The 26,368-nt window shown below is 64.4% G+C and carries 23 protein-coding genes; 12 read left to right on the forward strand and 11 right to left on the reverse strand.

Translation table 11 applies throughout. The features are described 5' to 3' along the window. Positions 1-184: 184 nt before the first annotated feature. The 5 genes from ACQUSY_RS02515 to ACQUSY_RS02535 all read right to left on the reverse strand — a co-directional run bounded on the left by ACQUSY_RS02515 (position 185) and on the right by ACQUSY_RS02535 (position 5,967). On the reverse strand, positions 185-1,201 hold the full coding sequence (locus ACQUSY_RS02515) for a LacI family DNA-binding transcriptional regulator (RefSeq protein WP_428902945.1): 1,017 nt from the start codon (positions 1,199-1,201) through the stop codon (positions 185-187). A gap of 11 nt (positions 1,202-1,212) precedes the next feature. After that, on the reverse strand, positions 1,213-2,676 hold the full coding sequence (locus ACQUSY_RS02520; protein WP_428902946.1) for a GH1 family beta-glucosidase: 1,464 nt from the start codon (positions 2,674-2,676) through the stop codon (positions 1,213-1,215). A gap of 33 nt (positions 2,677-2,709) precedes the next feature. Beyond that, a complete protein-coding gene (locus tag ACQUSY_RS02525; RefSeq protein WP_428903107.1) occupies positions 2,710-3,579 on the reverse strand; it encodes a carbohydrate ABC transporter permease in 870 nt (289 codons plus the stop codon). A gap of 38 nt (positions 3,580-3,617) precedes the next feature. Next, the gene (locus tag ACQUSY_RS02530; protein ID WP_428902947.1) at positions 3,618-4,556 is read right to left on the reverse strand and encodes a carbohydrate ABC transporter permease; all 939 of its coding nucleotides are present in this window, start codon (positions 4,554-4,556) and stop codon (positions 3,618-3,620) included. Between the two features lie 82 nt (positions 4,557-4,638). Beyond that, positions 4,639-5,967, reverse strand: a complete 1,329-nt coding sequence (locus ACQUSY_RS02535) for an ABC transporter substrate-binding protein (protein WP_428902948.1) — start codon at positions 5,965-5,967, stop codon at positions 4,639-4,641. A 295-nt stretch (positions 5,968-6,262) separates the two neighbouring features. Here ACQUSY_RS02535 and purS point away from each other — a divergent pair, with 295 nt between their 5' ends. Together purS and purQ are read left to right on the forward strand one after the other, a co-directional pair. After that, complete coding sequence (purS, locus tag ACQUSY_RS02540) at positions 6,263-6,511, forward strand: phosphoribosylformylglycinamidine synthase subunit PurS (RefSeq protein WP_217338707.1); 249 nt, start codon at positions 6,263-6,265, stop codon at positions 6,509-6,511. Continuing rightward, positions 6,508-7,215, forward strand: coding sequence for a phosphoribosylformylglycinamidine synthase subunit PurQ (gene purQ, locus ACQUSY_RS02545; protein WP_428902949.1), 708 nt, complete (start codon positions 6,508-6,510; stop codon positions 7,213-7,215). Before purS ends, purQ begins: the two co-directional genes overlap by 4 nt. A 94-nt stretch (positions 7,216-7,309) precedes the next feature. Here purQ and ACQUSY_RS02550 read toward each other — a convergent pair whose 3' ends face one another. Further along, positions 7,310-7,708, reverse strand: coding sequence for an IclR family transcriptional regulator domain-containing protein (locus ACQUSY_RS02550; protein WP_428902950.1), 399 nt, complete (start codon positions 7,706-7,708; stop codon positions 7,310-7,312). Positions 7,709-7,812: 104 nt separating this feature from the next. On the opposite strand from ACQUSY_RS02550, the gene ACQUSY_RS02555 reads away from it, so the two are divergent. Further along, positions 7,813-8,748: a 2-hydroxyacid dehydrogenase gene (locus tag ACQUSY_RS02555; protein ID WP_428902951.1), complete on the forward strand. Its 936-nt coding sequence runs from the start codon at positions 7,813-7,815 to the stop codon at positions 8,746-8,748. 116 nt (positions 8,749-8,864) lie between these two features. Here the strand turns inward: ACQUSY_RS02555 and hemQ are convergent, their stop codons facing one another. After that, on the reverse strand, positions 8,865-9,563 hold the full coding sequence (gene hemQ / locus ACQUSY_RS02560) for a hydrogen peroxide-dependent heme synthase (protein ID WP_428902952.1): 699 nt from the start codon (positions 9,561-9,563) through the stop codon (positions 8,865-8,867). 2 nt (positions 9,564-9,565) lie between these two features. Beyond that, the gene (locus ACQUSY_RS02565; RefSeq protein ID WP_428902953.1) at positions 9,566-10,669 is read right to left on the reverse strand and encodes a ferrochelatase; all 1,104 of its coding nucleotides are present in this window, start codon (positions 10,667-10,669) and stop codon (positions 9,566-9,568) included. 187 nt (positions 10,670-10,856) lie between these two features. Here ACQUSY_RS02565 and ACQUSY_RS02570 point away from each other — a divergent pair, with 187 nt between their 5' ends. Further along, positions 10,857-11,585 (forward strand): FadR/GntR family transcriptional regulator, encoded by a 729-nt coding sequence (locus ACQUSY_RS02570; RefSeq protein WP_428902954.1) that lies wholly within the window; start codon positions 10,857-10,859, stop codon positions 11,583-11,585. 74 nt (positions 11,586-11,659) lie between these two features. On the opposite strand, the gene ACQUSY_RS02575 is transcribed toward ACQUSY_RS02570, so the two are convergent. Then, complete coding sequence (locus ACQUSY_RS02575) at positions 11,660-12,184, reverse strand: adenine phosphoribosyltransferase (protein WP_428902955.1); 525 nt, start codon at positions 12,182-12,184, stop codon at positions 11,660-11,662. A gap of 144 nt (positions 12,185-12,328) precedes the next feature. Here ACQUSY_RS02575 and ACQUSY_RS02580 point away from each other — a divergent pair, with 144 nt between their 5' ends. From ACQUSY_RS02580 to ACQUSY_RS02590, 3 genes are read left to right on the forward strand one after another with little or no spacing between them, the layout of a single operon-like run. Then, complete coding sequence (locus ACQUSY_RS02580; RefSeq protein WP_428902956.1) at positions 12,329-14,005, forward strand: glycoside hydrolase family 13 protein; 1,677 nt, start codon at positions 12,329-12,331, stop codon at positions 14,003-14,005. Between the two features lie 21 nt (positions 14,006-14,026). Next, a complete protein-coding gene (locus ACQUSY_RS02585) occupies positions 14,027-15,043 on the forward strand; it encodes a LacI family DNA-binding transcriptional regulator (RefSeq protein ID WP_428902957.1) in 1,017 nt (338 codons plus the stop codon). 16 nt (positions 15,044-15,059) lie between these two features. Next, positions 15,060-16,274, forward strand: a complete 1,215-nt coding sequence (locus ACQUSY_RS02590; protein WP_428902958.1) for an amidohydrolase — start codon at positions 15,060-15,062, stop codon at positions 16,272-16,274. Positions 16,275-16,542: 268 nt separating this feature from the next. Here ACQUSY_RS02590 and ACQUSY_RS02595 read toward each other — a convergent pair whose 3' ends face one another. Continuing rightward, entirely contained in the window at positions 16,543-18,237 is a 1,695-nt protein-coding gene (locus ACQUSY_RS02595; RefSeq protein WP_428902959.1) for a variant leucine-rich repeat-containing protein, read from the reverse strand. 207 nt (positions 18,238-18,444) lie between these two features. On the opposite strand from ACQUSY_RS02595, the gene ACQUSY_RS02600 reads away from it, so the two are divergent. From ACQUSY_RS02600 to ACQUSY_RS02610, 3 genes are all read left to right on the forward strand, one after another. Continuing rightward, positions 18,445-20,949, forward strand: coding sequence for a DEAD/DEAH box helicase (locus ACQUSY_RS02600; protein WP_428902960.1), 2,505 nt, complete (start codon positions 18,445-18,447; stop codon positions 20,947-20,949). 62 nt (positions 20,950-21,011) lie between these two features. Further along, positions 21,012-21,224, forward strand: coding sequence for a hypothetical protein (locus ACQUSY_RS02605; RefSeq protein WP_428902961.1), 213 nt, complete (start codon positions 21,012-21,014; stop codon positions 21,222-21,224). 98 nt (positions 21,225-21,322) lie between these two features. Continuing rightward, positions 21,323-21,472: a hypothetical protein gene (locus ACQUSY_RS02610; protein WP_428902962.1), complete on the forward strand. Its 150-nt coding sequence runs from the start codon at positions 21,323-21,325 to the stop codon at positions 21,470-21,472. Positions 21,473-21,802: 330 nt separating this feature from the next. Here ACQUSY_RS02610 and ACQUSY_RS02615 read toward each other — a convergent pair whose 3' ends face one another. Continuing rightward, entirely contained in the window at positions 21,803-23,305 is a 1,503-nt protein-coding gene (locus ACQUSY_RS02615) for an SDR family NAD(P)-dependent oxidoreductase (protein WP_428903108.1), read from the reverse strand. A gap of 216 nt (positions 23,306-23,521) precedes the next feature. Between ACQUSY_RS02615 and ACQUSY_RS02620 the strand changes: the two genes are divergently transcribed. Both ACQUSY_RS02620 and ACQUSY_RS02625 read left to right on the forward strand, forming a co-directional pair. Beyond that, positions 23,522-24,715, forward strand: coding sequence for an ATP-binding protein (locus tag ACQUSY_RS02620; protein ID WP_428902963.1), 1,194 nt, complete (start codon positions 23,522-23,524; stop codon positions 24,713-24,715). Between the two features lie 40 nt (positions 24,716-24,755). Then, positions 24,756-26,024, forward strand: a complete 1,269-nt coding sequence (locus ACQUSY_RS02625; RefSeq protein WP_428902964.1) for a tetratricopeptide repeat protein — start codon at positions 24,756-24,758, stop codon at positions 26,022-26,024. Positions 26,025-26,368: the final 344 nt, after the last annotated feature.

A 26,368-nucleotide genomic window follows, 5' to 3' on the forward strand; every position in this document is an offset into this window, starting at 1 on the left:
GCCGCCGAGCAGACGGAGACACCGACCGCAACATCCGACGCAGCCTCAAACGACTCCTCGCCCGACACATCTACCGCCTCCTCGAAAACGGTTGACAAACATAGAAGCTTCGGGCGAAACCGGGCCACACCCGCCTCGCTGAACGAGAGAACACCGCCCCCGAGCGAACCCGCGAAACCGAAACTCAGCGCACGGAGTCGCGGGTCACCATTTCGGGATCGACGATGGTGACGCGGTCGGCGCCCTCCCCCGCGAGCAGCCCCAGCAGCACATCCACCATGAGCTCGCCCTGCTGGAACGAGGGCTGGCGCACGGTGCTGAGGTGCGGTGTGACCTGGGTCGCGACCACGGAGTCATCAAAGCCCACGACCGAAACGTCACCGGGTACGCGTAGTCCGGCCTCAGAAAGCACCGCCATCGCGCCGCGTGCCATGAGGTCGTTGGCGACAAACACGCCGTCGATCGCTCCGCCGCCCGCGAGCAGCTCGCGCATCGCGGCGGCACCGCCCTGTTCCGAGAAGTCTCCGACAACGCAGCCTGAAGGTTCCAACCCCGCATCTGCCAGGGCGGCGTTAAAACCGATGAGGCGGTCAACGCCGGGAGGCATGTCGGCGGGGCCGGCGATCGTCGCAATGCGGGTGCGGCCGGCGTCGATGAGTTCTTGTGTTCCGAGTCGGCCGCCGAGCACGTTGTCGACGTCGACGTAGTACGAGCGCGAAGCGACATCGGGCTGCGTTGGGCGGCCGGCGAACACGACCGGAACCGAGTCGGCAATCTGCTCAACATAGGAGTCGCGCGCGTGGTGCGACACGATCATCGCGCCGTCAACGTTGCCGCCGCGCAGGTACGTCGTGGTCTTGTCGCCCTGATCATCCGACGCCAAAAACACATTGAGCACATACGGCGTCGCCGCGAGACGGCTGTAGATGCCGCCGACGACGGAGGCAAAGTAGGGGTCGCCGAAGAAGCGCGTCGGGTCTTCCGGAACCACGAGAGCGACAGCATTGGTGGTGCGGCTGGCGAGGGTGCGAGCTGCGCGGTTCGGCACGTACTTCAGCTTCGCAATCGCCTGATTGACGGCCTCGAGCGCGGCCGGGCTCACCGACGTCGACCCGTTCACCACACGAGAAACAGTGGATCGTGAGACCCCAGCGGCGGCGGCGACCTCTTCGATCGTGGTGGCCGTTGTCGCTGGTGTCATCGTTGAACTCTCTAGATCAGCAGGGCGGGGGCGTCAGACAGCGCGCGATCCCCGATGATCCGACGATACTCCAGGGCACTGTCTTTCAGCGTTCGTACCTGGGTGTCGTAGTCAACGTGCACGATTCCGAAGCGTTTGTTGTAGCCCCACGCCCATTCAAAGTTGTCCATAAGCGACCAGTAGAAGTAGCCGCGCACGTCAACGCCGGCGTCTCGAGCGTCCAGCGTCGCGGTCAGGTGCTCACGCAAAAAGGTCGCGCGCTGGGTGTCGTGAACCCGAGATTCGCCGTCTTCCACCACCAGCTCATCATCAAAAGCCGCACCATTCTCGGTGACGTACAGCGTGGTTCCGGCACCCTCCGCATAGTCGTCCCAAATGCGCTGCAGAATCGTGGCGAGGCCGGCGGGGTCGATCTCCCAGTTCTGTGCCGTGCGCGCAAGTCCGCGCTCGACGCCGTGGATTCCGGCGTCAGACGGGTACGGGCTCCGCCCGACACGCGTCGTCGTCGGGCCACCCGATGCCGGCGGGTTCTGCTGCGGCGTGCCCGAAAGCAGGTCGCCGTGGTAGTAGTTCACGCCGAGGGTGTCGATGGGTTGCGAGATCAGGTCGAGGTCGCCGGGGTGCACCGCCGCCTCGAAGTTCTCGACGGCGGCGGCATCGACAGCGCGCACGTCTTCGATGATGTCTGCGGGGTAGGAACCACGAAACAGCGGGTCCAGGAACCACCGGTTGAACTGCCCGTCGACGCGGCGGGCGGCATCGACGTCAGCCGCATTGTCAGGGTCCAGCGGAACCGCGACGGTGTGGTTGGTCGTGATGCCGAGGTTGAGGCTCGCATCCCGCGAGCGCAGCTCACGGATGACCTGGCCGTGACCAAGCAGCAGGTGGTGCGAAGCCAGCAAACCTTCGCGCACGCTCATGTGCCCCGGGGCGTGCTCGCCGCCGGTGTAGCCGAGGAAAGCCGCGCACCACGGCTCGTTGAGGGTGGTCCAGATGTTTACGCGGTCGCCGAGAGCATCGTGCAGGGTGAGCGCGTAATCGGTGAAGCGGTCGGCGGTGTCGCGGTTGGTCCAGCCGCCCCGGTCTTGCAGCGCCTGCGGCAGATCCCAATGGTAGAGCGTGAGCCACGGCAGAATATCGGCCTCGAGTAGGGCGTCGACGAGGCGCGAGTAAAAGTCGATGCCCTGCGCGTTGGGGGCACCGCCGTCTGGGCGCACCCGCGGCCACGCCGTTGAGAACCGGTACGTCTGTACGCCGAGGCTCTTCATAAGCGCGATGTCGTCGCCGAAGCGGTGGTAGTGATCGCACGCCATGTCGCCGTTGTCGTCGCCGACAATGGCTCCGGGCACGCGGGTGAAGGTATCCCAGATCGATGGCGTTCGTCCACCCTCGGTGACGGCCCCCTCGATTTGGTAGGCAGCGGTGGCTGTTCCGAACAGGAAGTCCGATGGGAAGGCGCGCTGATCAGCAGTCATGACAGACATCTTTCTCTCTAACGGGTTCTCGTTCTAGCCCTTGACGGCACCGGCCATGATGCCGCTCACCAATTGCTTGCCCGCGAGAACGAACAGCACCAGCAACGGAATCGTCGCCATCACCGCTCCCGTGAGCACGATCGAAAAGTCAATGTAGTAGCCCGACTGCAGCTGACTGAGCGCCGTCTGCAGGGTCGGATTTTGCGGGTTGAGCACGAGGAGCGGCCACAAATAGTCGGTCCAAGCGGTCATGAAAGTGAACAGTCCGAGGATCGCCATCGCCGGCCGCGCGGCGGGCAAACCCACCGCGAGGAACGTGCGAAATTGGTTCGCACCGTCCATGCGGGCAGCTTCGATCAGCTCATCCGGAATCACGTCAACCAGGTACTGGCGCATGAAGAAAACGCCAAACGCTGTGACGAGAGTCGGCACGATGACCGCACCAATGGTTCCGGTCCACCCCATCGTGCTCATCACCATGAACAGCGGAATGATGCCGAGCTGCGTAGGGATCGCCATGGTTGCGACGACGAAGACCATGAGGCCGTCACGACCGCGGAACCTCAGCTTCGCGAACGCGTAGCCGGCCAGGGTCGAGAAGGTCACCACTGAAATCGTGATGATGGTCGAGATCAGTAGCGAGTTGCCGAGCGCGAGCCAGAACGGGATGGCATCGAAGACCTTTGCGGCGTTGGCGAGGAAGTTGCCGCCCGGAACCATGGGCAGGGTTTCGCCGCGCGTTGCGTTGGTGCCGGAGCCGACAACGAATGACCACCACAGCGGGTAAACGCTGCCGAGAATGAAGGCGGTCAGCAAGCCGTAGGTGAGGAATCCGGGGCGGGAGCCGACGCCGGCAACGCCACCACCGGGGCGCCGTTTGCGCGACGAGGCGGGCGGTTGCACAACGAGTTCGGTGCGCGTGGCGGGTTCAAGAAGCGTAGTCACTTGCGACCTCCCGAGGAGATACGGCGGGAGATAAAGAAGTTGATCAGCCCGATCACGATGATGAGCACGAACAGCAGGATCGCGACGGCCGATGCCATGCCGAGGTCACGGCGCACAAAGCCCAGCTCCCACATGTAGAGCACGGTGGTTTGGAACTGCCGATCAGCCCCGCCGATACCGCCAGCCGCTGAGACATCAAAGAGCCGTGGTTCCGCGAATATCTGTAGGCCACCGATCGTGGACGTGATGATGACGAAGATCAGGGTCGGGCGGATCGTGGGGATCGTGATGTTGAAGAAACGGCGCGCGGGGCCAGCGCCGTCGATGGCGGCGGACTCATACAGGTCGCGCGGAACGGACTGCATCGCGGCGAGCAGGATGAGGGCGTTGTATCCGGTCCAGCGGAAGTTCACCATGATCGCGATGGCGATGTGGCTGAGGAAGGGGTCGGTCTTCCAGCGCTGGTCGGCGACACCGAGCAGATTCAGCAGGTTGTTGGCGAGGCCGTCGGCCTCGTTGAAGATGCTGGAGAAGATGAGCGCGGTGGCGACGGGCGTGACAACGAACGGGATCAGCACGCTCATGCGCCAGAACGTGGGAGCGCGCAGACCACGATCAAGCAGGTAGGCGATGACGAGGGCGACGGCGAGCTGCGGGATCGACGACAGCAGGAAGATGCTGATCGTGTTGCTGATGGAGTTCCAGAAGGTGGCGCTGCCGAGCGTCTCGGTGAAGTTCGCGAGGCCAACGAATTCGCCCTGCCCCTTCAGGAGGTCCCAGTCGTGCATGGCGACAACGATTGTGTAGAGCAGCGGGAAGAGGCCCACGAGTCCGAACAGCAGGAAGAAGGGCGCGATGTAGCCGTACGGCGATGCCCGGTAGTCGAAGCGTGACAGCCGGTTGCGCCAAGTGGGGCGCGGCGCGGTGATCGTCATGGCGTTCCTTTTCAGTGGGTCGCGGGTGGCGCGTTTCGTCTCGCCCGGGAATAGCGAGACGAAACGCGCCGGGAGAATCGAACTACTTGACTTGCTCCTTCAAAAGTTCGAGAGCCTTGGCCCAGGCACCTGCGGTATCGAGGTCACCCTTGTCAAGCAGAGTCAGGGCAGCGCCGAAGACGTTCTCCTGAATGAGCGAGTCATCCGGACCCTTGAACTGTGCGACAACGCCCTCGGCGCGGCCGGCGAGAATCTCGCCGACAGGAGCGTCGTTGAAGAACGCGTTCGGGGCATCGTCGCTAGCGAGCACCTGCTGTGCGTCGAGGGTCGACGGGAACGAACCGGCGGCCTCGAACTGCTTGACCTGCTGCTCCGGCTGCGTCAGCCAGTCGGCGAGCTTGGCAGCTTCTTCCTTGTTCTTGCTGGTCTCGGGGATGCTGAGGAAGGCACCGCCCCAGTTACCGGCACCACCAGGGAAGACATCGGCGAAGTCCCAACCGGTGCTGGCGTCGCCGCCACCGGCCTCAACCTGACCCTTGACGACACCCAGCATCCAGCCGGGGCAGACGAAGGTGGCGAAGGTTCCGTCGACGAACGACTTGCCGCCGTTCCAGTCCCAGGCGCTCTGTGCAGCCGACTGGCCGCCTTCTGTTGCGGCGCCGAGGAGTTCGAAGCGCTCCTTCAGCGCAGCGTTACCTTCAACGTTGAGCTCGCCGTCGGCGGTGTAGTAACCCTCGTCGAGCTGGTTGACCATAGAGTTCCAGACGAAACCGGAGTGGTCGTACCAAGCCTTGCCGGTCTTCGCGACGTAGTCGGCACCGACCTCGAAGTAGTGCTCCCAATCTCCCTCAAGCAGGGTGGCAACTTCGGCACGATCAGTGGGCAGACCTGCGGCAGCGAACGCGGCGGAGTTGTAGCAAACACCGGTCGGGCCAATGTCGGTGCCGTAGCCGATGACGCGGTCACTGCTGTCGGTCGCCTGCGCGTACTTCCAGTCAACCCAGTCGGCTTTGCGGTCTTCGATGCCGTAGTCACGCAGGTCGACGAACTTGTCGGAGACCTCCATAATGGCGCCGAGCCAGCCCTCTTCGATCGCGACGATGTCGCTGAGGCCGGAGCCGGCCGCAATCTTGGTGAACGCGTCGGTACGGGCGTTGCCACCGGTGTCGATGTTGGTGGCTTCGATCGTGATGCCGGGGTTAGCGGCCTCGTACTCCTTGTAGAGGTCGTCGTAGCCGAACGTGCCGAACGTGGTGATGGTGATGACGGTCTTGTCGCCGCCATCGCCACCATCGCCACCCGCGTCGCCGCCGGCGTCGGGGGTCGTGGCAGCGCAGCCCGAAATGATGAGGGCACCAGCGCCGAGCATGGCGAGCCCGGCCGTGGTGCGTGCGAATGCGTGGGTAGTCACAGGTCACTCCTTTGTGATGCAGCAGGTGTTGCGTTTGCTGAATTGGCTTGGTGTTGCGTGGGGGTCGCGCCTCGAGGCCGAGGCGAATTCGATAGCGACAGTCGTGGGAGCTCCACCGTGGGAGCGCTCCCACAACTGTGTGGGATCACTGTATGGGAGCGCTCCCACAACTGTGTGGGATCACTGTATGGGAGCGCTCCCACGGCTGTCAAGCATGTTTCTTCATAGAGTTCGAGGCACGCACATAACCGGGCTAGACTGGAAGGACTCGCCTCACCGCACCATGGAGCCACTCATGCCCACGATCGTCGTTGACGTCATGCCGAAGTCCGAACTCCTCGACCCCCAGGGCAAGGCGGTGAGCGGCGCACTCGGCCGACTCGGCGTCGACACCTTCTCGAACGTACGCATTGGCAAGCGTTTCGAGCTCACGGTTGAGGGCGAAGTTACCGAAGAGGTGCTCGCATCGGCCCGCAAGGTTGCCGAAGACGTGCTCTCGAACTCGATCATCGAGGACGTCGTCGGTATCGAGGTCGTCGAATGACCGCGCGGATCGGGGTCATCACCTTCCCCGGTTCGCTGGATGACCGCGACGCACAGCGCGCGATTGCCCTTGCTGGTGCTGAGCCCGTTGCCCTCTGGCACGGCGACCACGACCTGCAGGGCGTAGACGCTCTGGTTCTGCCCGGCGGATTCAGCTACGGCGACTACCTCCGTGCTGGCGCTATTGCTGCGCTCGCGCCGATCATGTCTGAGGTTAAAGACGCTGCCGCGAAGGGCATGCCTATTCTCGGTATCTGCAACGGTTTCCAGATGCTCGTTGAAGCACACTTGCTTCCGGGTGGTCTGATTCGCAACGCACACCAGCAGTTCATCCGTCGCGACCAGCGCCTGCGCGTTGAGAACGCCGACACCGCCTGGACCAACGCTTTCGAAGCGGGCGACGAAATTGTCATCCCGCTGAAGAACGGCGACGGCGGCTATATTGCCGACGACGAGACGCTCAAGCGTCTCGAGGGTGAGGGTCGTGTGGCTTTCCGCTACATCGGCATCAACCCAAACGGTTCGCTCAACGACATCGCCGGTCTCGTCAACGAGCAGGGCAACGTTGTTGGCCTCATGCCGCACCCCGAGCACGCCGTTGAGGCTGGCTTCGGCCCCGACACCACCGCCGCCATGCGCTCCGGTGAAGACGGCGCCAAGTTCTTCGACTCGGCCATCGCCGCACTCGCGAAGGTCGTCGCGTAAGACACATCAAAAATGTCCCCCGCACCGTTTCGGCGATGCGGGGGACATTTTTATGGTTCGGGAACCATGGTGCGGCTATGCGCGACCCGGTGGACTAGCGGCGCCCCTGCGCTCCGAGCAGGGCCGAAATCTCGGCCGCGGCGGCGATAGCCTGCGGCGCGAACATCGCGATGGACTCCCCTGGGTGTTCCAGCGCAATCGATGAAATCGAGAGCCCGTGTGTGGCACGGCCGGTGTAGTCGTGAATTGCGGCCGAAACGCAGACTTTCCCTGCCTCGTTTTCCGAGAGATCGAGTGCATAGCCGCGGGCATGAACTTCGGCGGACGCAGCAAGCAGGCCGTCAACGGTTGTGATCGTCGACGGGGTACGCGCGGGAACCCCGGTGCGTTCTGCATAGCCGCGGCGCAGCGATCGTGATATCTGCCGCTCCGAGCACGAGACCCGCCAGCGACATGAATCGCCGGCCCGCCCGATAGCCACGCTCAGCGTCACCCGACAGCCATAGTTGTGGCCCAAAAATCTATGGCCCTCGCGACATTCTCTGGTTCTCACGACATAACGACCCCGCCGCTCCCCCACCTCGTTAGGCTCATGGCATGGCTTGTCTGACTGTTTCGCTTCCGACGGCTCGGCTTCACACGGACGTCACCGCACTCCTCACGGCAGACGAACTCGCCGCGATCGAGCTCTTCGAGTGGGCGCTCGATGCGGCGCCAGATCGCGACAGCATCGACATCGTCGTCACGCCCTACACGTCGGCCACGAAGACGCTACCGAACCTGGCCGGGGTGAGCACGACGCTCGTGCAGAGCCAGTCGATTGGGTGGGATGACGTTCCCGGCAGCCTGCCCGCCGGCCACACCTTCGCGAACGCCACCTCGGTGCACGAGGCCGCGACCGCCGAGCTGGCCATCGCGCTCACGCTCGCGAGCCAGCGCCGCCTGCCCCTGTACATGCGGCAGCAGATCGAGAGCACATGGCGCGGACGCTTCTCCCCCAGCCTCGCCGACCGCCGCGTCATGGTGCTCGGTTACGGCGGCGTCGGCAAGGCGATCGCGGCCCGCCTCGTGCCGTTCGAGGTCGAGATTGTTCCGGTCGCGTCGACCGCACGTGACGAAGATGGCGTGCACGTGCGCGGTATCGATGAGCTCGCGGGCCTGCTGCCGACGACCGAAATACTCATCACGTCACTGCCCGGCAACGACAAGACGCACCACATCATCGACGACACGGTGTTGTCTGCACTGCCCGACGGCGCACTCGTCGTCAACGTCGGCCGCGGTGTGCTGATCGACCCCGAAGCCCTCGCCAAGCACACGTCCACCGGCCGTCTACGCGCGGCACTCGACGTGACCGAGCCCGAGCCTCTCCCCGCCGGTAGCCCGCTGTGGACCGACGAAAACGTACTCATCACACCCCACGTCGGCGGTGCCGCCTCGTCGATGCAGCCGCGCATCGCGCGCCTCATCGTGCGCCAGATTCGTCACCTACTCGCCAGCGAAGCACCCGAAAACGTGGTGTTCACGAGCTGACGGAGTCGGTGGCGGAACCATTGACCGGCACCCTGCGTGCTGATCGTTGGTAGAGCGGTGGGAAGCAAATCCGTCGAAGGTCGGTGCGTTACGACGCGGTCACCGCGCGTCTTGGATCAAAGGGCGTTGAGCAAACGCCCCAGCAGCACGTCGGCGTCGACGCGGGGGCCGGTGAAGAACGGGGTTTCTTCGATGACGTGGCGACGGGCTTCGGTCGCGCGCAGTTCGCGCATGAGGTCTACGATGCGAATGAGGTCGTCTGACTCGAACGCCAACAGCCACTCGTAGTCACCGAGCGCGAAAGCCGCGACCGTGTTCGCGAGCACATCACGGTAGTCGCGGGCGGCGGCGCCGTGGTCGCGCAGCATTTGCGCACGCTCAGCCTCGGGCAACAGGTACCACTCGCGCGAGCGCACGAAGGGGTACACGCAGATGTATCCGCCGGGCTTCTCCCCCGCCAAGAACGCGGGCACGTGCGCACGGTTGAACTCGGCAGCACGGTGCACGCCAATGTTTGACCACACCGGTTCGAGCGCACCGTCAGACGCCGAAACCACCGCGCGATACGCGGCCTGCAGCGTCTCTACCGTCGTCGCGTGCCACCAAATCAGCACGTCGGCGTCGGCTCGAAAACCCGAGATTTCGTACCATCCGCGCGTGGTCAGCCCTGCAACACCATCAACCGCCGTGAGCACGTCAGCAGGGGTTGCGGAACCAAGACGCTGCGCCCGAAACACGGCATACATCGTGTAGTTCACGGCAGCGTTGACCTCTTCGGCGAGGTGCGAATGGTCGATAACGGGGTGCTGCGACATGTTCAGTCTTCCGATCCTGCGATAACGGGGATTCCAGTGATTTCACCGTCGCGCATGCGGCAGCTTCCGGCGGGGGCAACGTCGGGAAACGCGGGGAGCGCCCCCACCGTGACGGGGGCAACGTCTTCACCGCGCTCGCGCGCAGCTCGCTCCAAAACCATGTCGACGAGTCCGCTCACAAATAGCGGATGCGTCGACGCGGTTCCGGCCCGCACGGCCTGCATACCCAGCGACGCGGCGGTCTCGAGCGCTTCGGTGTCGAGGTCGTAAGCGACCTCCATGTGGTCAGAGATGAAGCCGATCGGTGCGATGACGACCTTGCGAACTCCCGCCGCGGCAAGCTCCTCAAGGTGGTCGTTGACGTCGGGTTCGAGCCACGGAACCATGGGGCTGCCGGAGCGGGAGCAGTACGCCAGCGAGGAGGGCAGGCCGTGACCGTAGCGGGCGCGCAGGCCAGCGTCGATCGTCGCACGCACGTCTTCGTGTTGCTCGGCGTAGCCGGCGCCGGTGCGCGCGGAGGCGTCTTGCATCGTGTTCGGAATCGAGTGCGTGACGTAAACAACGTGGGTGTCGGTTGAGCCGCCCTCGAGTGAATCAATCGCGGCGATGATCTGCTCACGGTTCGCGCCGACGAAGCCGGGGTCGTTGAAGAAGGGGCGCACAATGTCGATCTCAGGCGCGGCGTCGCCCAGCTCGGCTACTGCGGCGGCAAGGTGCTCGCGATACTGGCGGCTGCCCGAGTACGAAGCGTAGGCGCTCGTCACGATCGCGAGCACGCGGCGGGTTCCGAACGCGGCCGCGTCGCGCAGGGTGTCGACGGTGAACGGGTGCCAATTGCGGTTACCCCACAGCACCGGGAGGTTTTCGCCGCGAGCGCGGAGCTCTGCGGTGAGCGCGTCGATCAGAGCGAGGTTCTGTTCATTGATGGGGCTCTTGCCACCAAAGTGGTAGTAGTGCTCCCCCACTTCAACCAACCGCTCGTCAGGAATGCCCTTACCGTCGGTCACATTTTTGAGAAACGGCAGCACGTCGGGCGTACGGTTTGGCCCCCCGAAAGAGCAGACTAACAGGGCGTCATAGGGAGCGGTGGCGCGGGTTTCAGACACGCCCCGAACCTATCATCAGATGAAGATCTTCATCTGATGATTCACTGAAAGCCGCCGCATCGTCCAAGCCGATCGGGCTGTCTTCGCCGAATTCGTGCGAAATTCCGCGCCATTCCGGGCCGCGCACCCAAAAGCTCCAGGGAAATACTCCCGGCGCAATAGGCTGGAACCAACGAGGGAGGTGCCCGTGGGCGAACCAATGGGAAGCGCACTGGCGCGAACAACGCTGGCGCAGCTGAAGGCACGTATTTCGGCTGGCGAATGGCCGGTCGGCTCGCGCATTCCAACCGAGCCCGAACTGACCGAACAGCTGGGCGTTGGGCGCTCGACTGTGCGCGAAGCGATACGCTCGCTCGCAACGCTCGGTATGGTCGAAACCCTCCCCGCCCGCGGCACATTCGTGCGCTCGCTCACCCCGGCGCCGTCGCTCCTGTTCGACGCCCTGCAGACGTACAACCCCGCCGAGCTCATCGGCATCCGCCGCGCACTCGACGTTGAGGCTGCACAGACGGCCGCCGCCCAGTGGGTGCCGGAGCGCCTCGAAGCCATGGAATCCGCCGTCGCGATCGAGATGGAAGCCATGCGCGAGCACAACGCCGGAATCCCCGGCGGCGTCACGCGCTGCACGCTCTTTCACGGCGCGATCGCGCAGGCTTCGGGCAACCGCCTCCTCGCCGACCTCGACACGTCACTTTCGCGCGCGCTCGATTCCTCCGGTCTCGGCGCGCACATCGCCGAAAGCATTGACCCGGCGATCCTGCTCAACGAGCACGACCGCATCCTCACGGCTGTCCGCGCGCGCGATGTCGCCGCGGCTGCGCACCTGATGGCGCTGCACTCCGACGCCGCCCTCCGCACACTGCGTCACACGGTGCTCACCACCGAAATGACGACGCTCACCCAGCAGCCGGGCTAAGCGGCGAACGGAGCCATCAGCGCGACGCCAGCGTCACTCGCGTCCATACGACGCGCCACCGACATCCGCGAGGCTTACGAGTGGAAGACGGCGTGCAGACGCGGGTCGCCGACGGCTTCGCGGCCGCCGAGCTCGTCGATTTCGAACAGCACGGCGGTGCCGATGACGGAACCACCGAGCCGCGCGACGAGGTCGTGGGCTGCTCCGAGGGTGCCGCCGGTGGCGAGCACGTCGTCGATCAGTAGCACCGTGGCGCCGTTGGGAATGTCGTCGTGCGCTTCGATCGTCGCCGTTCCGTATTCCAGCGCGTACGAAACAGCAGCCGCTGGGCGAGGCAGCTTGCCTGCCTTGCGGATCGGAATGAGACCGACGTTCGCGTACGTTGCAGCTGCACCGGCGAGCAGGAAGCCACGGGCCTCGATGCCAGCGACGTAGTCAAACTCGCCCTTGAACGGGGCGATGAGGGCGTCAATCGTTGCAACGAGTGCGGAAGCATCAGCCAACAGGGGCGTGATGTCACGGAACAGAACACCGGGTTGCGGGTAGTCCTGGATGTTGCGGATCAGGGAATGGGCGCGGTCAAGCTCAGCCGAAGTCACTCTTGTAAGGATAGTCGCCACATGAGTTTGATGGAGCGTGACACCAGCGACAACGGCACCACAGAAAGCGCTCTCGCCCGCAATATTCCGAGCAATTTCGTCTACCCACTGCCAAAATGTAAGCGCTTACAGTAGTGTGTCGATATGAGCATGTCGGAGACTTCCCCCCGCAATGACGCGTCCACCGGATCAGAGTGGTGGCGCTCGGCCGTCATCTACCAGATCTACCCGCGCTCCTTCGCAGATCAGTCTGGTGACGGCATCGGCGATCTGCCGGGCATCACGAGCAAGCTCGACGACCTTCGCGACCTCGGCATTGACGCCATCTGGTTGAGCCCGTTTATGACGAGCCCGCAGAAAGACGCTGGCTACGACGTCGCCGACTACTGCGACGTTGACCCGATCTTCGGTACGCTCGCCGACTTCGATGCGATGCTCGCCGCGGCGCACGAACGCAAGATCCGCGTAATCGTCGACCTGGTTCCGAACCACTCCTCTGACCAGCACGTATGGTTCCAGCAGGCGCTTGCCGCTGCCCCCGGCAGCGCTGAGCGTGAGCGCTACATGTTCCGCGATGGCAAGGGCGAGAACGGCGAAATCGCGCCGAATAACTGGGAGTCGGTCTTCGGCGGCCCCGCATGGACCCGCACCACCAACGCCGACGGCACGCTCGGTCAGTGGTACCTGCACATCTTCGACTCGAGCCAGCCCGACTTCAACTGGAGCAACGACGAGGTGCGCGAAGAGTTCCGCCGCATCCTGCGTTTCTGGCTCGACCGTGGCGTCGATGGCTTCCGTGTCGACGTTGCCCACGGCATGGTCAAGGCTGACGGCCTGCCCGACTACACGCCCAACCCCGACGGCGGATCGATGGGCGGCGACGCCACTGACGTTCCGTACTGGGGTCAGGATGGCGTGCACGACATCTACCGTGATTGGCACCAGCTGCTCGCCGAATACGAGGGCGACCGCGCGCTGTGTGGTGAAGCCTGGCTGCCGACGATCGAGCAGACCACGAAGTGGGTTCGCCCGGGAGAAATGCACCAGACCTTCAACTTCGCCTACCTTGAGACGCCGTGGGCGGCTGACGCACAGCGTGCCGTGATCACGAAGTCGCTCGCAAGCTACGGCGGTGTTGGTGCGCCCTCGACCTGGGTGCTCTCCAACCACGACGTCGTGCGTCACGCAACGCGTCTCGCCCTGACGATCGACAACCCGCAGGGTGAGGGCATCGGCCCGAACACCCCCGGCCCGCGCCCCGACGCCGCTCTCGGCCTGCGCCGCGCTCGCGCCGCATCGACCATGATGCTCGCACTGCCCGGCTCTGCCTACCTGTACCAGGGCGAAGAGCTCGGCCTGCCCGAGGTCATCGACCTGCCCGACGACGCCCGCCAAGACCCCACGTGGTTCCGCACCAACAAGAAGCGCTACGGTCGCGACGGCTGCCGCGTGCCGCTGCCGTGGGTGGGGAACGCTCCGGCGTTCGGCTTCAACGAAACCGGTGAGGCGTGGCTGCCCCAGCCTGTTGGTTTCGCGGCGTTTGCTCGCGACGTGCAGCGCGGCGTGAAGGAGTCGACGCTGTCGCTGTACACGAATGCCCTGACGCTGCGCGCAGACTTCGGGCTCGGAACCGGCACCCTCGAATGGAACGACCAGTACGGTAGTGACGTGGTCGCCTTTAAGAATGGCGACATCGAAGTCATCACCAACTTTGGCGCCGCACCCGTAGAGCTTGGCGACAAGACGGTGCTCATCGCGAGCGAGCCTGACATCGACGGCGCTGTGCCGACCGATGTCACGGTGTGGGTTCGCGACGTCTAAAACCCGAATGGAGGCCGCTCGATGGTGAGCATCGATGAGGTTGCGCGCTCTGCGGGCGTCTCAACGGCGACGGTTTCGCGCGCGCTCAGCGGGCGCGGACACGTGTCGGCTCCCACCAAGGAGCGCGTGCTGACCGCAGCGCGCGCCTTGGGCTACGTCGTGTCATCGAGCGCCTCCTCCCTCGCCTCCGGACGCACCCGCAACATCGGCGTGATTGTTCCGTATCTCGATCGCTGGTTCTTCTCGGCCGTGCTGAGCGGACTCGCGGCGGCCGTCACCCGCGCGGGCTACGACATCACGCTGTACAACATCACGGCCGATGAGAAGGCGCGCGGCGAGATCTTCCGCACCTTCTTGCGCCGCGGTCGCGTTGATGCCGTGATCGCGGTGTCGATTCAGCTCGACGACGCCGAGACCCAGGCGTTGCTCGAGCTCGGCATTCCGGTGATCGCGATCGGTGGACCCAATCCGCAACTGTCGACCCTCACGGTCGATGACTTCGCCGTCGCGCAGATGGCCACGAACCACCTCATCACGCTCGGCCACCGCACAATCGCGCACATTGGCGCGAACCCCGAGTTCGACATCGACTTTCACGTGCCAACGACGCGCCGCCTCGGTTTTGAGCAGGCCCTGCGCGATGCCGACATTGAGCCGAGCCCCGCGCTGTACGAACCCGCCGACTTCACGATCGAGGGTGGATACCGCGCCGCAAAACAGCTCCTCGGCCGCCCGCACGACCGCCCCACCGCGATCTTCGCCGGCTCTGACGAAATGGCGATCGGTGCGATTCTTGCTGCTCGCGACCTCGGCTTCCGTGTGCCCGACGACCTCTCGATCATCGGCATCGACGGTCACGAACTGGGTGACTTCTTTCGACTCACGACGGTCGACCAGTTTCCGCTCAAGCAGGGAGCGCGTGCGGCCGAAGCGGTGTTCCGCGAGCTTGATGAGACGAAGAAGCCCGTCACGCACCAGCCCAACGCGTTGCCGTTCGAGCTGGTCGTGCGCGAGACCACTGCACGCGCGCCGCGGTAGTCGCTAGGCTTCGGGCATGACCCTCGACCTTGAAGCCATCTACATCGACTTACACCGCAACCCCGAGTTGTCGTTCCAGGAGACCCGCACGGCGGGTGTCATCGCAGCCCACTTGACCGCCCTCGGCATCGAGCACGAGACGGGCATCGGTAAGACCGGCATCGCCGCCGTCATTCGCAATGGCGACGGCCCGGTGGTCTGGCTGCGCGCTGACATGGACGCGCTCCCCGTCAAGGAAGAAACGGGTCTCGACTACGCCTCGACCGCCCGCGGCATCGACCCCGAGGGCACCGATGTTCCGGTCATGCACGCGTGCGGCCACGACATGCACGTGACCGCGATGCTCGGCGCGCTCGAGCAGTTGCAGGCGACGACTGACAAGTGGAGCGGAACCATTGTTGCCGTCTTCCAGCCGGCGGAAGAATATGGTTCCGGCGCCCAGGCGATGATCGCCGACGACGTTCTCACCCGCTTCCCGAAGCCCACGATCGTGCTGGGTCAGCACTTGGCGCCGTTGCCGGCCGGAACCATTGGCGTGCGTTCCGGCGCGCAAATGGCGGCTTCCGACGGACTGCACGTTGTGCTGCACGGCCGCGGCGGCCACGGCTCGCGCCCCGACACCACGATCGACCCCGTCGTCATGGCTGCGGCGACCGTCATGCGACTGCAGACGATTGTTTCCCGTGAAACTGATCCGCGCGAAATGGCTGTCGTCACCGTCGGTTCGATGCACGCTGGTCTCAAGAACAACATCATTCCCGCGACCGCAACGATCGACATCAGCCTGCGTTACCCCAACGATACTGCCCGTCAGGGCGTGATGAACAAGGTTGAGCGCATCATCAAGGCTGAGGCTCTCGCGTCGGGCGCCACCGAAGAGCCAACGATCGAAATTCTGCACACGCTACCCCCGACGATCAACGACCTCGAAGCGACGGACCGCCTCATCTTTGCGTGGGAGACCACGTTCGGTGAGGACGCGGTGCTCGACCCCGGCATGTTCACCGGATCAGAAGACGTCTCGTGGTTCGCGACCGAAGCCGGCGTGCCGCTCGTCTACTGGTTCTGGGGTGGCGTTGAGCCCGAAGCGTTCGCCGCAGCAATGGCAGCGGGCACGGCCGAGGCCGACATTCCGAGCAACCACTCCCCCTTCTTCGCCCCGATCCTGCACCCTACGATCGAGCGCGGCGTCGATGCGTTGGTCATCGCAGCCCGCGAGTTCTTGAAATAGGCCCCCGCTCCGCGACGGCACTTCCGCTCGCTGTCAGCCCCGTGGGGTCAGCGAATCGCTGCCAAGGACCGTCAGCATGACGGGTAGATGACGTATGGTGCGCGCGATGTTATGCCGAGCCTCACCACCTGATTCGTACACACGCCAAGTCGTCGAACGACGGGATTGACTCTGGCAGACAGAAGTGCAGTCACCGATGTAGGACAGTTTCCAACGACGAAGGCCCGCAACCCAGAAGAGGTGCGGGCCCACAGCCAATGGGTCAGGTTTAGAAGCCTGCGGTCAGCTCATCCATGCGGCCTTCGTTGTAGTACACAACGAAGTTCTTCGCGATGATCGATGTGGCGTCACCCAGGGTGCCTAGCGGCGCGACGAGCCAGCCGCCGTTCTCTTCAACGGCGATCAGGTCGACATCAGCGATACCGAGCTTTTCGAGCACCGGAATGTCGTCGAGGCACATCTTCTCGCTGTAACCGTCGGCGGGCGTGAAGCAGAGGCCCTCGATGAGGCCAGCACCATCGATGCCGAGCGCGTCGATCGTGATGCGACCCTTGCCGTCGACAATCTCCGACGAGAAGTCGGTCGGGTCAAACGACGGACCAGAACCGCCCTCAAGCATGTCTGCAGACAGCGGCCCATAGATCGACAGCACGCGACGCTCCGGCAACGACAGCGACTTCGTGATCGCCTCGAAGTCGGCGGATTCGAGCGCTTCAGCGAGACCCACAGCGGCGTCTTCAGGCGTGTCGTACTTGGTCGGTTCGAGAACCTTCTCGCCGAGCTTGGACTCATCCCAATCCGGCGACTGCTGGAATCCGACGTCAGCGAAGGTCATCAGCGCGCTGACATACCACTGACCGTCTTCCTTCACCGAAACAACCGACAGGTCAGCGCCCGACTCCGCACGGAAGTCTTCGGCCGTCATCGTCTGCGGAAAGTCCATCTCCTCGATGACCTCGGCGCGCTGCGACTCGAGCATCTCGTCGATCTCAGACTCGGTGTAGCCGAACTGTTCCATCTGCTCGCGCATCGACGCCGACGTGAGCTCGGTCATCAGGTCGGCGATCTTCTCTTCGTCGCCGTCGATCGTGACCGTCCAGTCGGTGAGCGTGACGCGCACGATCTCCTCGGCGATCTCTTCTTCCGTCATCGCGACGTCAGCGATCTCGATCTGCATCGCGTCTTGCAGTTCTTTCATGATCTCGTCGTACGAGCGTGCGTCGCCCTCGCCCTTGATCTTAGAAAGCTCAGCAAACGTGTCAGCGAAAAGTTCAGCCTCACTCGGCGCAATCGCGCCAATGGAGCCCATGACGTCGGCCGACTTTGCCGAGTCAAACAGGTTGGTCACGGCCGCCTGCGGCGAACCAGCGCCACCCGCACCACCAAAGCCACCGCTGAGCGCGACAGCACCAATGGTTCCGCCACCAATGACAAGCACGGCACCGGCCGCGATGCCCACGATGAGGCCCGTCTTCTTCTTTGGTACCGCGGGCGCGGAACCATAGCCCTGGGTGTAGCCGGGTTGCTGTCCGTAGCCGCCGGGCTGACCGGGCTGACCAAACTGCTGCTGGCCAGGCTGACCGCCGAACTGCGGCTGACCGGGCTGGCCAGCGAACTGCGGCTGCGTAGGCTGCGCACCATACTGCGGCTGCGCGGGCTGGCCCTGGTACTGCGGCTGGGCCGGAGCGGCCGGCTGCTGCGGGTAGGTGGGCTGGGCCGTCTGCCCCGGAACTACGGGCTGAGCCGGGCGGGCGGGTGCCGTGGGCTGCGCGGGCGCGGCGGGCTGCTGCGGTGCGGCGGCCTGCATCCGGGCGACCTGCTGGCCGGCCCAATCACGAAGCGCCGGGTAGCAGTTCGGGTGCTGCGCGATCTGGGCGGCAAGTTCCGGGTGCGAACCCGCGATCTCGGCCAGCTGCGCTGCAGTCGTATTCGGGTCATTCAAAAGAATGCGTGGATCGTTCACAGTGTCCCCCTCTGTGTGATGTATCTGTGCCGACTCTAAGCCAACGTGCGATTGCGTGGCCGAGAGCTCTCTTAAAAGAGCATGACAGATTGCTGATGGCCATCAGCGCGGTTTCAGGCACATCTGAACAACGATTGCGCCCGAAAGTCGCCGCGACGGCGCCTCCCCCCGGCGGCGAGATCACCCGCGTGGGAGAATCAATACATCATGTCTGTTGCCCCACCTCTTGACCCGTCCGCACTCCGCGCCGCCGGAGCGGTCACCGACGACGCCATCTATGCGGCGTTTGTCACATGGGTCGAAGAGACCGGCATTTCGCTGTACCCCGCGCAAGACGAAGCGGCGATCGAGCTGATGAGCGGCAACAACGTCATCTTGTCGACGCCAACCGGAACCGGAAAGTCGCTCGTCGCGATCGCCGCGCACTTCACCGCGATGGCTCGCGGGCAGCGCACGTTCTACACGGCACCTATTAAGGCCCTCGTGAGCGAGAAATTCTTCGCGCTCGTCGACATCTTCGGCGCCGAGAACGTCGGCATGGTGACCGGCGATGCGTCGGTCAACGGCGATGCCCCCATCATTTGCTGCACCGCCGAGATTCTCGCGAACATCGCCTTGCGTGGTGGTGACGAGGCCCCGGTGGGCCAAGTCGTGATGGACGAGTTCCACTTCTATGGCGACCCCGACCGCGGGTGGGCGTGGCAGGTTCCGTTGCTCACCCTCCCCCAGGCACAGTTCTTGCTGCTGTCGGCAACGCTCGGCGATGTGACCGAGCTGGCGGCCGACCTCACGAAGCGCACCGGCCGTGAAACTGCCGAGGTCACGGGTGTTGAGCGCCCCGTTCCGCTGCACTACTTTTACGAAACCACGCCGATTCACGAGACGATCGAAGAACTTCTCGAGACGAAACAGGCCCCGGTATACGTCGTGCACTTCGCGCAGGCCGCGGCAATGGAACGCGCGCAGGCACTGTCGTCTGCGAAGATCGCGACCCGCGAACAACGCGACGAAATCTCTGAACTCATCGGCGGGTTCCGCTTCACCACCGCCTTCGGCAAGACCCTCGGTCGCCTCCTGCGCCTCGGCATCGGCGTGCACCATGCCGGCATGCTGCCGAAATACCGCCGCCTCGTCGAGCAACTCGCGCAACGCGGCCTGTTGCGCGTGATTTGCGGAACCGACACCCTCGGCGTCGGCATCAACGTTCCCATTCGCACGGTGCTGCTCACCGGCCTCACCAAGTTCGACGGCACCCGCATGCGTCAGCTCAACGCTCGCGAATTTCACCAGATCGCCGGACGCGCGGGCCGTGCCGGCTACGACACCGCGGGCACCGTCGTCGCGCAGGCGCCCGAGCACGAAACCGAGAACGCGGCCGCGCTCAAGAAGGCGGGCGACGACCCGAAGAAGCTCAAGAAGGTGGTGCGCAAGAAGGCGCCGGCAGGGTTTGTTTCGTGGGGTGAGCCGTCGTTTCAGAAGCTGATTGCCAGCGAGCCGGAACCATTGACGTCGCATATGCAGATGACGGCGGGCATGCTGCTGAACATTCTGGCGCGTGGCGATGGCGCGCTCGACACCGTGCGCGATCTGGTGTTCAACAACCACGAGTCCCGCACGCGTCAGTTTGAGTTGGCGCGTCGCGCGCTCGGTATTTATCGCACGCTGCGCGATGCCGACATTGTCGAGGTTGTTAACGGGCATGTGCGTCTGCGCGTCGATATGCAGGCCAACTTTGCGCTGAACCAGCCGCTGTCGCCGTACGCGCTCGCGATGTTCTCGGTGATGAGTCCGGATGATGCGGGCTACGCGCTCGACATGATTTCGGTTGTCGAAGCAACGCTCGATGACCCGCGTGCGGTGCTGTCGCAGCAGGAGTTCTTGGCGCGCGGCGAAGCGATCGGCGCCATGAAGGCCGAGGGCATCGAATACGACGAGCGCATGGAACTCGTCGAACAGGTCACCTACCCGAAGCCCCTCGAAGAGGTGCTGGCCGCAACGTTTGAGACGTTCGCCGCGGCCCAGCCCTGGATTCGCGACTTCGAAGTGCGCCCCAAGGCGGTCGTGCGAGACATGTACGAACGCGCGATGAGCTTTGGCGAGTACGTCGGGTTCTACAAGATCGCGCGCTCCGAGGGTGTCGTGCTGCGCTATCTTTCGGACGCCTACCGCGCGGCTCGGCAGACGATTCCTGACGAACTCAAAACCGACGAGTTGCACGACCTGATCGAGTGGCTCGGCGAGCTCGTGCGTCAGGTTGACTCGTCGTTGCTTGACGAGTGGGAAGAGCTCGTCTCAGGCGTGGAGAACACGGCCGACGATGTCGTGGTTCCGCCGGCGCCGCGCCGGCTCACCACCAACACGCGTGCCTTCCGTGTGCTGGTGCGCAATGAATTGTTCCGCCGCGTGCAGTTGGCGGCGCGCGAAGACGTTGACGCGCTCGCTGAGCTTGACCCGAACATCGGTGCCGCCGGGTGGGATGACGCCCTCGACGGCTACTTCGCCGAACACGACGAAATTCTGACCAATGCCGACGCGCGTTCGACCGCGATGCTGGTGTTTGACGGCATTGACACCCGCACCTGGACCGTGCGCCAGATCTGGCACGACCCCGAGGGCGACCACGACTGGGGCTTCACCGCGAGCGTCGACCTCGACGCGTCTGATGAGGCTGGCGCCGCGGTTATCGAGGTTGTTTCGGTCGGGCAGTTGTAGTTTCGCGGGCAGTTCATTACCGGCACGCAGACAACGCACATGCGGGCGCGCACAATGGACGCATGGGACTTTTTCAATCGCGTCCGGAGCAGCCACAAGACTGGGGCGGCCTGCCCGCCGAGCCGTACAACCCCGAGTTCGACACGGCGCGTCTCGACGACAACGCGATCACGTCGACGAGCGTGGGCGATGTTCTCAGCGCGACCCAGTCGGTTTCGATTGCCTTCACGATGAAGCCAGCGGAACCAGTGACTGAGGCTGGCGACGGAGAGTAACGTCGCGGGTTTCCTCCCCAGGTCGGCTTTCGGGGTGCGTTCTCCCCATTAGCTTTCTGTGCCTGTCGTGAGTTGGCGCGCGCGACAACAGTGGTCGCATGAAACGACACACTTTCGTCATCGTGACGGCACTGGCCATCGGAATCACCCTGTCGGCGTGCGGGCCGTTGCCCGTCGCCGACAACCAGCAGCACGAAAATTATGTGCGCCAAATTGGCAAATCGGTCGACAAGAATGGTGATTCTTAACGAAGACAGTAAGAACGAGTGACTCTTACCTCGAATTTGGGGGTTGTGTTTCTTGCATGAGGCGCATGCTGGAGATACATAACCGGCTAGGAGCATATTTCCCGGCCCGTGACCACGCCGGTCACGTCACATCGAAGACGATGAGAATTCGAGGAAACATCATGATGGTTAGCACCGAAACCTTTGACGCAGACGCCATGGACTTCGCGGAGATCCCCGCATGGTTCGACCGTCACCCCTCCCAGGCTGAGGGCGCAGACTTCTAAATCACCCCAGCTCTAACGAAAACGCCAGCACCATCCGGTGCTGGCGTTTTGCCGTTCCCCGTGCTTACCAGGGGTGGGGCTTGTAGTCCTTGAGGAAGACGCCGTAGAGGTCTTCGCCGGCGACGCCGCGCACGATGGGGTCGTACACGCGGGCCGCACCGTCGACGAGGTCGAGAGGAGCGTGGAAGCCCTCTTCAGCTAAACGCAGCTTGGTGTAGTGCGGGCGCTCGTCGGTGATCCAGCCGGTGTCGACGGCGGTCATGAGGATGTTGTCGGTCTCGAACATCTCACCGGCGCTCGTGCGGGTCAGCATGTTGAGCGCGGCCTTTGCCATGTTGGTGTGCGGGTGGCCGGGGCCCTTGTACCGGCGGGCGAACTGGCCCTCCATCGCCGAGACGTTCACGATGTACGCGCGACCAGCCTCGACCGACGCCATCGACGGGCGCAGGCGGTTGATCAAAATGAACGGTGCCGTGGTGTTGCACAGCTGCACTTCGAGCATCTCAAGCGGGTCAACGTTGCCAACGTTCTGCACCCACGAGTTGGAGTGTTCCATATCGGGCACGAGGCCACCCGCATCGATCGCGGTGCCATCGCGGTGCTTCTCGATCGAGGCGGCGCCAGCCGCCATCGACAACCGGGTCAACTCCTCAGCTGTGATGGCCGGCGCGCCGACAGCAACGGTTCCGCCCAGTGCCGCCACCGACAGCAGCGGGTTCTCGGCAACCGAAGCCTCGAGCGCGTGCGGGTGCGGGTCGGCGGTGTGGCCGAACGTTTCCATTTCGGGCAGTGGGCCGTCGGGTAGCGGCTGCAGCTCGGCGTCAACGAGTAGCGAGTACGAACCGGGCGAACGACGCACGGTCTGCGCCGCGTTGTTGATCAGAATGTCGAGCGGGCCCTGCGCAGCAACCGAATCGGCCAGCGAAATCACCTGGGCCGGGTCGCGCAGGTCGATACCAACGATGCGCAGACGGTGCAGCCAATCGGCCGAGTCTTCCAACGCTTGGAAGCGGCGCACGGCGTCGCGCGGGAAGCGCGTCGTAATCGTCAAGTGCGCGCCGTCGCGCAGCAGGCGAAGCGCGATGTGCATGCCGATCTTCGCGCGACCGCCGGTGAGCAGCGCACGCTTGCCGGTGAGGTCGGTGCGGGCGTTGCGCTTGCGGTGGCTCGACGCCGCGCAGTCTGGGCACAGCTGGTGGTAGAACGCGTCAACGCGCGTGTACGGCTGTTTGCAGATGTAGCAGTTCTGGGGCTTCTGCAGCTCACCGGCGGTCGGCGTCTCGATCGACGTCGTCAGCGTGATGCCGCGGGTTTCGTCGTCGATGCGGTCGGCGGCACCGGTCGCCGTGTTCGCGATTACGGCAGCGTCGGCGGCACGCGCCGCGAACTTGCGAATGTTGCGACGAGTCTCGCGAATGTCTTTGACCATGTCGCTCGTCGCGCGGCGCACGGTGATGTGGTCGGGGTGGTCAGCCTCGAGAAACTGCACCTGCCCGAGCACCTTGAGCGCGATCGCCAATTCGGCGGGGTCGATGCCCGTGAACGTGCCGTCAAGCACGGAAGCGATGGAGGCTTCAACGGGTCCAGTGGCTGAGTCGTCGACGGAACCAGCACCCGCGGGGGTCTCCTGGGGAGCGTCGTCAGCGGGGTTGATCGGGAAATCATCGTGCGAAGTCACTTATCGATCTTAGGCGGCGTCGCTGAGAGGAAGCGGGTGGCTGTCAGGCGACTCAAAAGTGCGTGACTACTATGGAAAATCCAGGGCGAAATTAAGGGGACGCTTGTGGCAAACGAAGACGATTTTCTCGAGGTCATTGCGGCTGAGGTCGCGGCCGATCGCGACAACCTGGCGCTGCGCGAAGACTTCATCGCGCTGCTACTGCAGCAGGATCCGGATCGCGCCAGCAGCGAAATCACCGCGTTCGAGGCCGATGGCGGTGATGCAGCACGCGTGCGCGTGATGCGGGCCCGACTCATGGCCGCCCGCCTACGCCGCGGCGAAGAGCAGGCACCGCCCACAGAGAAGACCGCCGCCCCGATCGCCGCGCCAGCAACCACCGACGCCGACAATGACGACCTCGACCAGCCGGGCCTGTGGGATGCCGAGCGCCCCAGCATCACGCTCGAAGACGTCGCCGGCCTCGCCGAAGTCAAGCAGCACCTCGACGAAACGTTCCTCGCGCCGTTGCGCAACCCCGAGCTTGCGGCCGCCTTCGGTCAGAAGCCGGGCGGCTCGCTGCTCATGTACGGCCCTCCCGGTTGTGGCAAGACCTTCATCGCGAAGGCGATCGCCGGCGACCTGGGCGCCGCGTTTATCCACGTCACGCTCGCCGACCTGCTCTCGAAGTGGATCGGCGACAGCGAAAAGGCGATCCAAAGCATCTTCCACGATGCCCGCGCCGCCGCCCCTTGCGTCATTTTCTTCGACGAGTTCGATGCTGTCGGTGGCCGCCGCTCCTCGGGTGGCGGTGGTTCGCAGTCGATGCGCATGATCGTCACGCAACTGCTCGAAGAGCTCGACGGCGTGCAGAGCGTCAACGATGGCGTCTACTTTCTCGCCGCCACGAACCGTCCGTGGGACATTGACCCGGCGCTGCGTCGCCCCGGCCGCATCGACAAGACGGTCGTTGTATTGCCGCCCGACGCCGTCGCCCGCGCCGCGATTTTGCAGGGCGACCTCGAGGGCAAGCCGACCGATAACGTCGACACCGTGCAGGTTGCCGCGGCGACCGGCGGTTTCTCCGGCGCCGACATCGCGCAGGTTGCCAAAGTCGCTCTGCAGAAAGCCATGAGCGCCTCTATGAAAGCCGGCACGGTGGTTCCGGTCACCACCGCCTCACTCATCGAAGCGGCCGCCGACATCACGCCGTCAACGACGAGTTGGTTCGATCAGGTGGCTCCGGTGCTGGACTACGGGGTGGACGACGGAACCTTCGCACAGTTGCGTGCATACCGCGTGAAACACGGGATGAAGTAGTTAAGCCCGCGAAGGGGACGTTCGCGAGGGACGAGGGGACATGAGTCCAGAAGAACAAGACGTTGAGCAGGAGGCGATTGCTCGCGACCGCGACCTCGCGTGGGAGCTGTACGAGGCGCAGCCGGATCACCCCAAGATTCCGGAGATTGTGGCGAGCGTGCTGGCGCGTTCGCCACAATCGACGGGGCAAATCATTCTGCTCGCCCGGCACTACCAAGAGGTCGGCCGCGTCGACGAGGCGCGCGACCTCCTGCACGATCTGATGGGGCGGCGCGACCGGCAGTACGCGAATGCGGCGCGCGAATTGCGTGATCTGGAGCACTCGGCCGAGAACTTCGACGAGGCCGTGCGCCTGGCGCGCATCGTGCTCGAAGAAGAACCGGGCGAGAGCTGGAGTGACCTCTTCGACCTGGGGCGTGCGTTGACTTTTGCCGAGTCGCCCAGTGTTGGCTGGCCGGTGGTGGATGCGGCGGTCGCTCAGGCTGCCGCCGCATCACCGGAGAGGTATGCGGACGCTGTCGGCCTCCAGGCCACGCACTTGCTCGAATCGCTGGCACCGCCCGACGTGATCGTGCCGGTCATCGAAGAGGCAGTCCGGCTCAACCCGACGGAGCCGATGCTCAGCATCACGCTCACCTTCGCGTACCTCTACACGTACCGCCCGATCGAGGCGGAGGACCTCATTCTCCGCGTGCTGCGAGAAGACCCCACCGATCAGTCGGCCCAGTTCGGCTACACCATGGCGCACGCGATGGCGCAGCCGCTGCGCGAAGGCTTGGCGACCATCGAAGAGTTGCGAGACTCCGGTCTCGGCGAATACGCGTGGCTGATCATGTACGAGACTCGCTACGACTGTGACGCCGTCAGCGCGCTCGCCGCTCTTGACGAGGTCATGCCCGACGACGTCAGGCGCTCGCTACGACCGCCCCTGTCGACGGAACAGGCGAGTGAAGGTTCCGGCGAGTCGCAGATCCTCAGTTGGCATGACGGACAAGAACCCGGTAGCGGTGCACTGTGGGGTGCGGAGCATCCGTTCCGGCTCCTCTCCGATGCCGAGATCACCGCGACCGAAGCGGCCCGTCTCGCCGACCCGACAACCGCGTGGGTGTGGGGTGACGATGGGCCCACCTACATGTCCGTGGTCGCGACCGACGACGACGGAAACTACCTACTCGTGGTGGCCGGCGGGCGCCTCGTGCTCCGCAACACCGAGGATCACCCCTTCGCCCCCAGCCTCGCGAACTGGCTCTGGGATCTCGCCGTCAACTTCGGCGCCCCCGACCCCCGCCCCAGCTCCCGCCTCACGTAACCCCCACACCCCTGTCCCACACCCCGAGGCTCCGCACCCCTGCTTTCGCACTCGAGGTTCTGAGCCCCGACGTGCCGTGGTTCCGCCCCACCACAACAACCGTTATGCACGGTTGAAAACGGTATGCGCGAAATAATTGCCTCACCAGCCACTTCCGTAACACCAGTCACACCCGTGCGTGCATAACGGTCGTTGTCGGCACAGGGATGCGGACGCGGCTGGGTGGGTGTTTGGACGCGGCTGGGTGGGTGTTTCGACGCGGCTGGGTGGGTGTTTTGACGCAGCTGGGTGGATGTTTGGGCGCGGCTAAGTGGGTGTTTTCACGCAGTTGGGGCGGGGGTTCG

The organism is Microbacterium daqui (assembly GCF_050408675.1).
GTDB lineage: Bacteria > Actinomycetota > Actinomycetes > Actinomycetales > Microbacteriaceae > Microbacterium.

Bases quoted from the DNA above. Each gene is read 5' to 3' on its own strand.
- ACQUSY_RS02610 (WP_428902962.1), top strand. From the start codon at position 21,323: ATGAAACGACACACTTTCGTCATCGTGACGGCACTGGCCATCGGAATC.
- ACQUSY_RS02580 (WP_428902956.1), top strand. From the start codon at position 12,329: ATGAGCATGTCGGAGACTTCCCCCCGCAATGACGCGTCCACCGGATCA.
- ACQUSY_RS02515 (WP_428902945.1), bottom strand. From the start codon at position 1,201: ATGACACCAGCGACAACGGCCACCACGATCGAAGAGGTCGCCGCCGCC.
- ACQUSY_RS02520 (WP_428902946.1), bottom strand. From the start codon at position 2,676: ATGACTGCTGATCAGCGCGCCTTCCCATCGGACTTCCTGTTCGGAACA.
- ACQUSY_RS02605 (WP_428902961.1), top strand. From the start codon at position 21,012: ATGGGACTTTTTCAATCGCGTCCGGAGCAGCCACAAGACTGGGGCGGC.
- purS (WP_217338707.1), top strand. From the start codon at position 6,263: ATGCCCACGATCGTCGTTGACGTCATGCCGAAGTCCGAACTCCTCGAC.
- purQ (WP_428902949.1), top strand. From the start codon at position 6,508: ATGACCGCGCGGATCGGGGTCATCACCTTCCCCGGTTCGCTGGATGAC.
- ACQUSY_RS02625 (WP_428902964.1), top strand. From the start codon at position 24,756: ATGAGTCCAGAAGAACAAGACGTTGAGCAGGAGGCGATTGCTCGCGAC.
- hemQ (WP_428902952.1), bottom strand. From the start codon at position 9,563: ATGTCGCAGCACCCCGTTATCGACCATTCGCACCTCGCCGAAGAGGTC.
- ACQUSY_RS02530 (WP_428902947.1), bottom strand. From the start codon at position 4,556: ATGACGATCACCGCGCCGCGCCCCACTTGGCGCAACCGGCTGTCACGC.
- ACQUSY_RS02555 (WP_428902951.1), top strand. From the start codon at position 7,813: ATGGCTTGTCTGACTGTTTCGCTTCCGACGGCTCGGCTTCACACGGAC.
- ACQUSY_RS02585 (WP_428902957.1), top strand. From the start codon at position 14,027: ATGGTGAGCATCGATGAGGTTGCGCGCTCTGCGGGCGTCTCAACGGCG.
- ACQUSY_RS02590 (WP_428902958.1), top strand. From the start codon at position 15,060: ATGACCCTCGACCTTGAAGCCATCTACATCGACTTACACCGCAACCCC.
- ACQUSY_RS02600 (WP_428902960.1), top strand. From the start codon at position 18,445: ATGTCTGTTGCCCCACCTCTTGACCCGTCCGCACTCCGCGCCGCCGGA.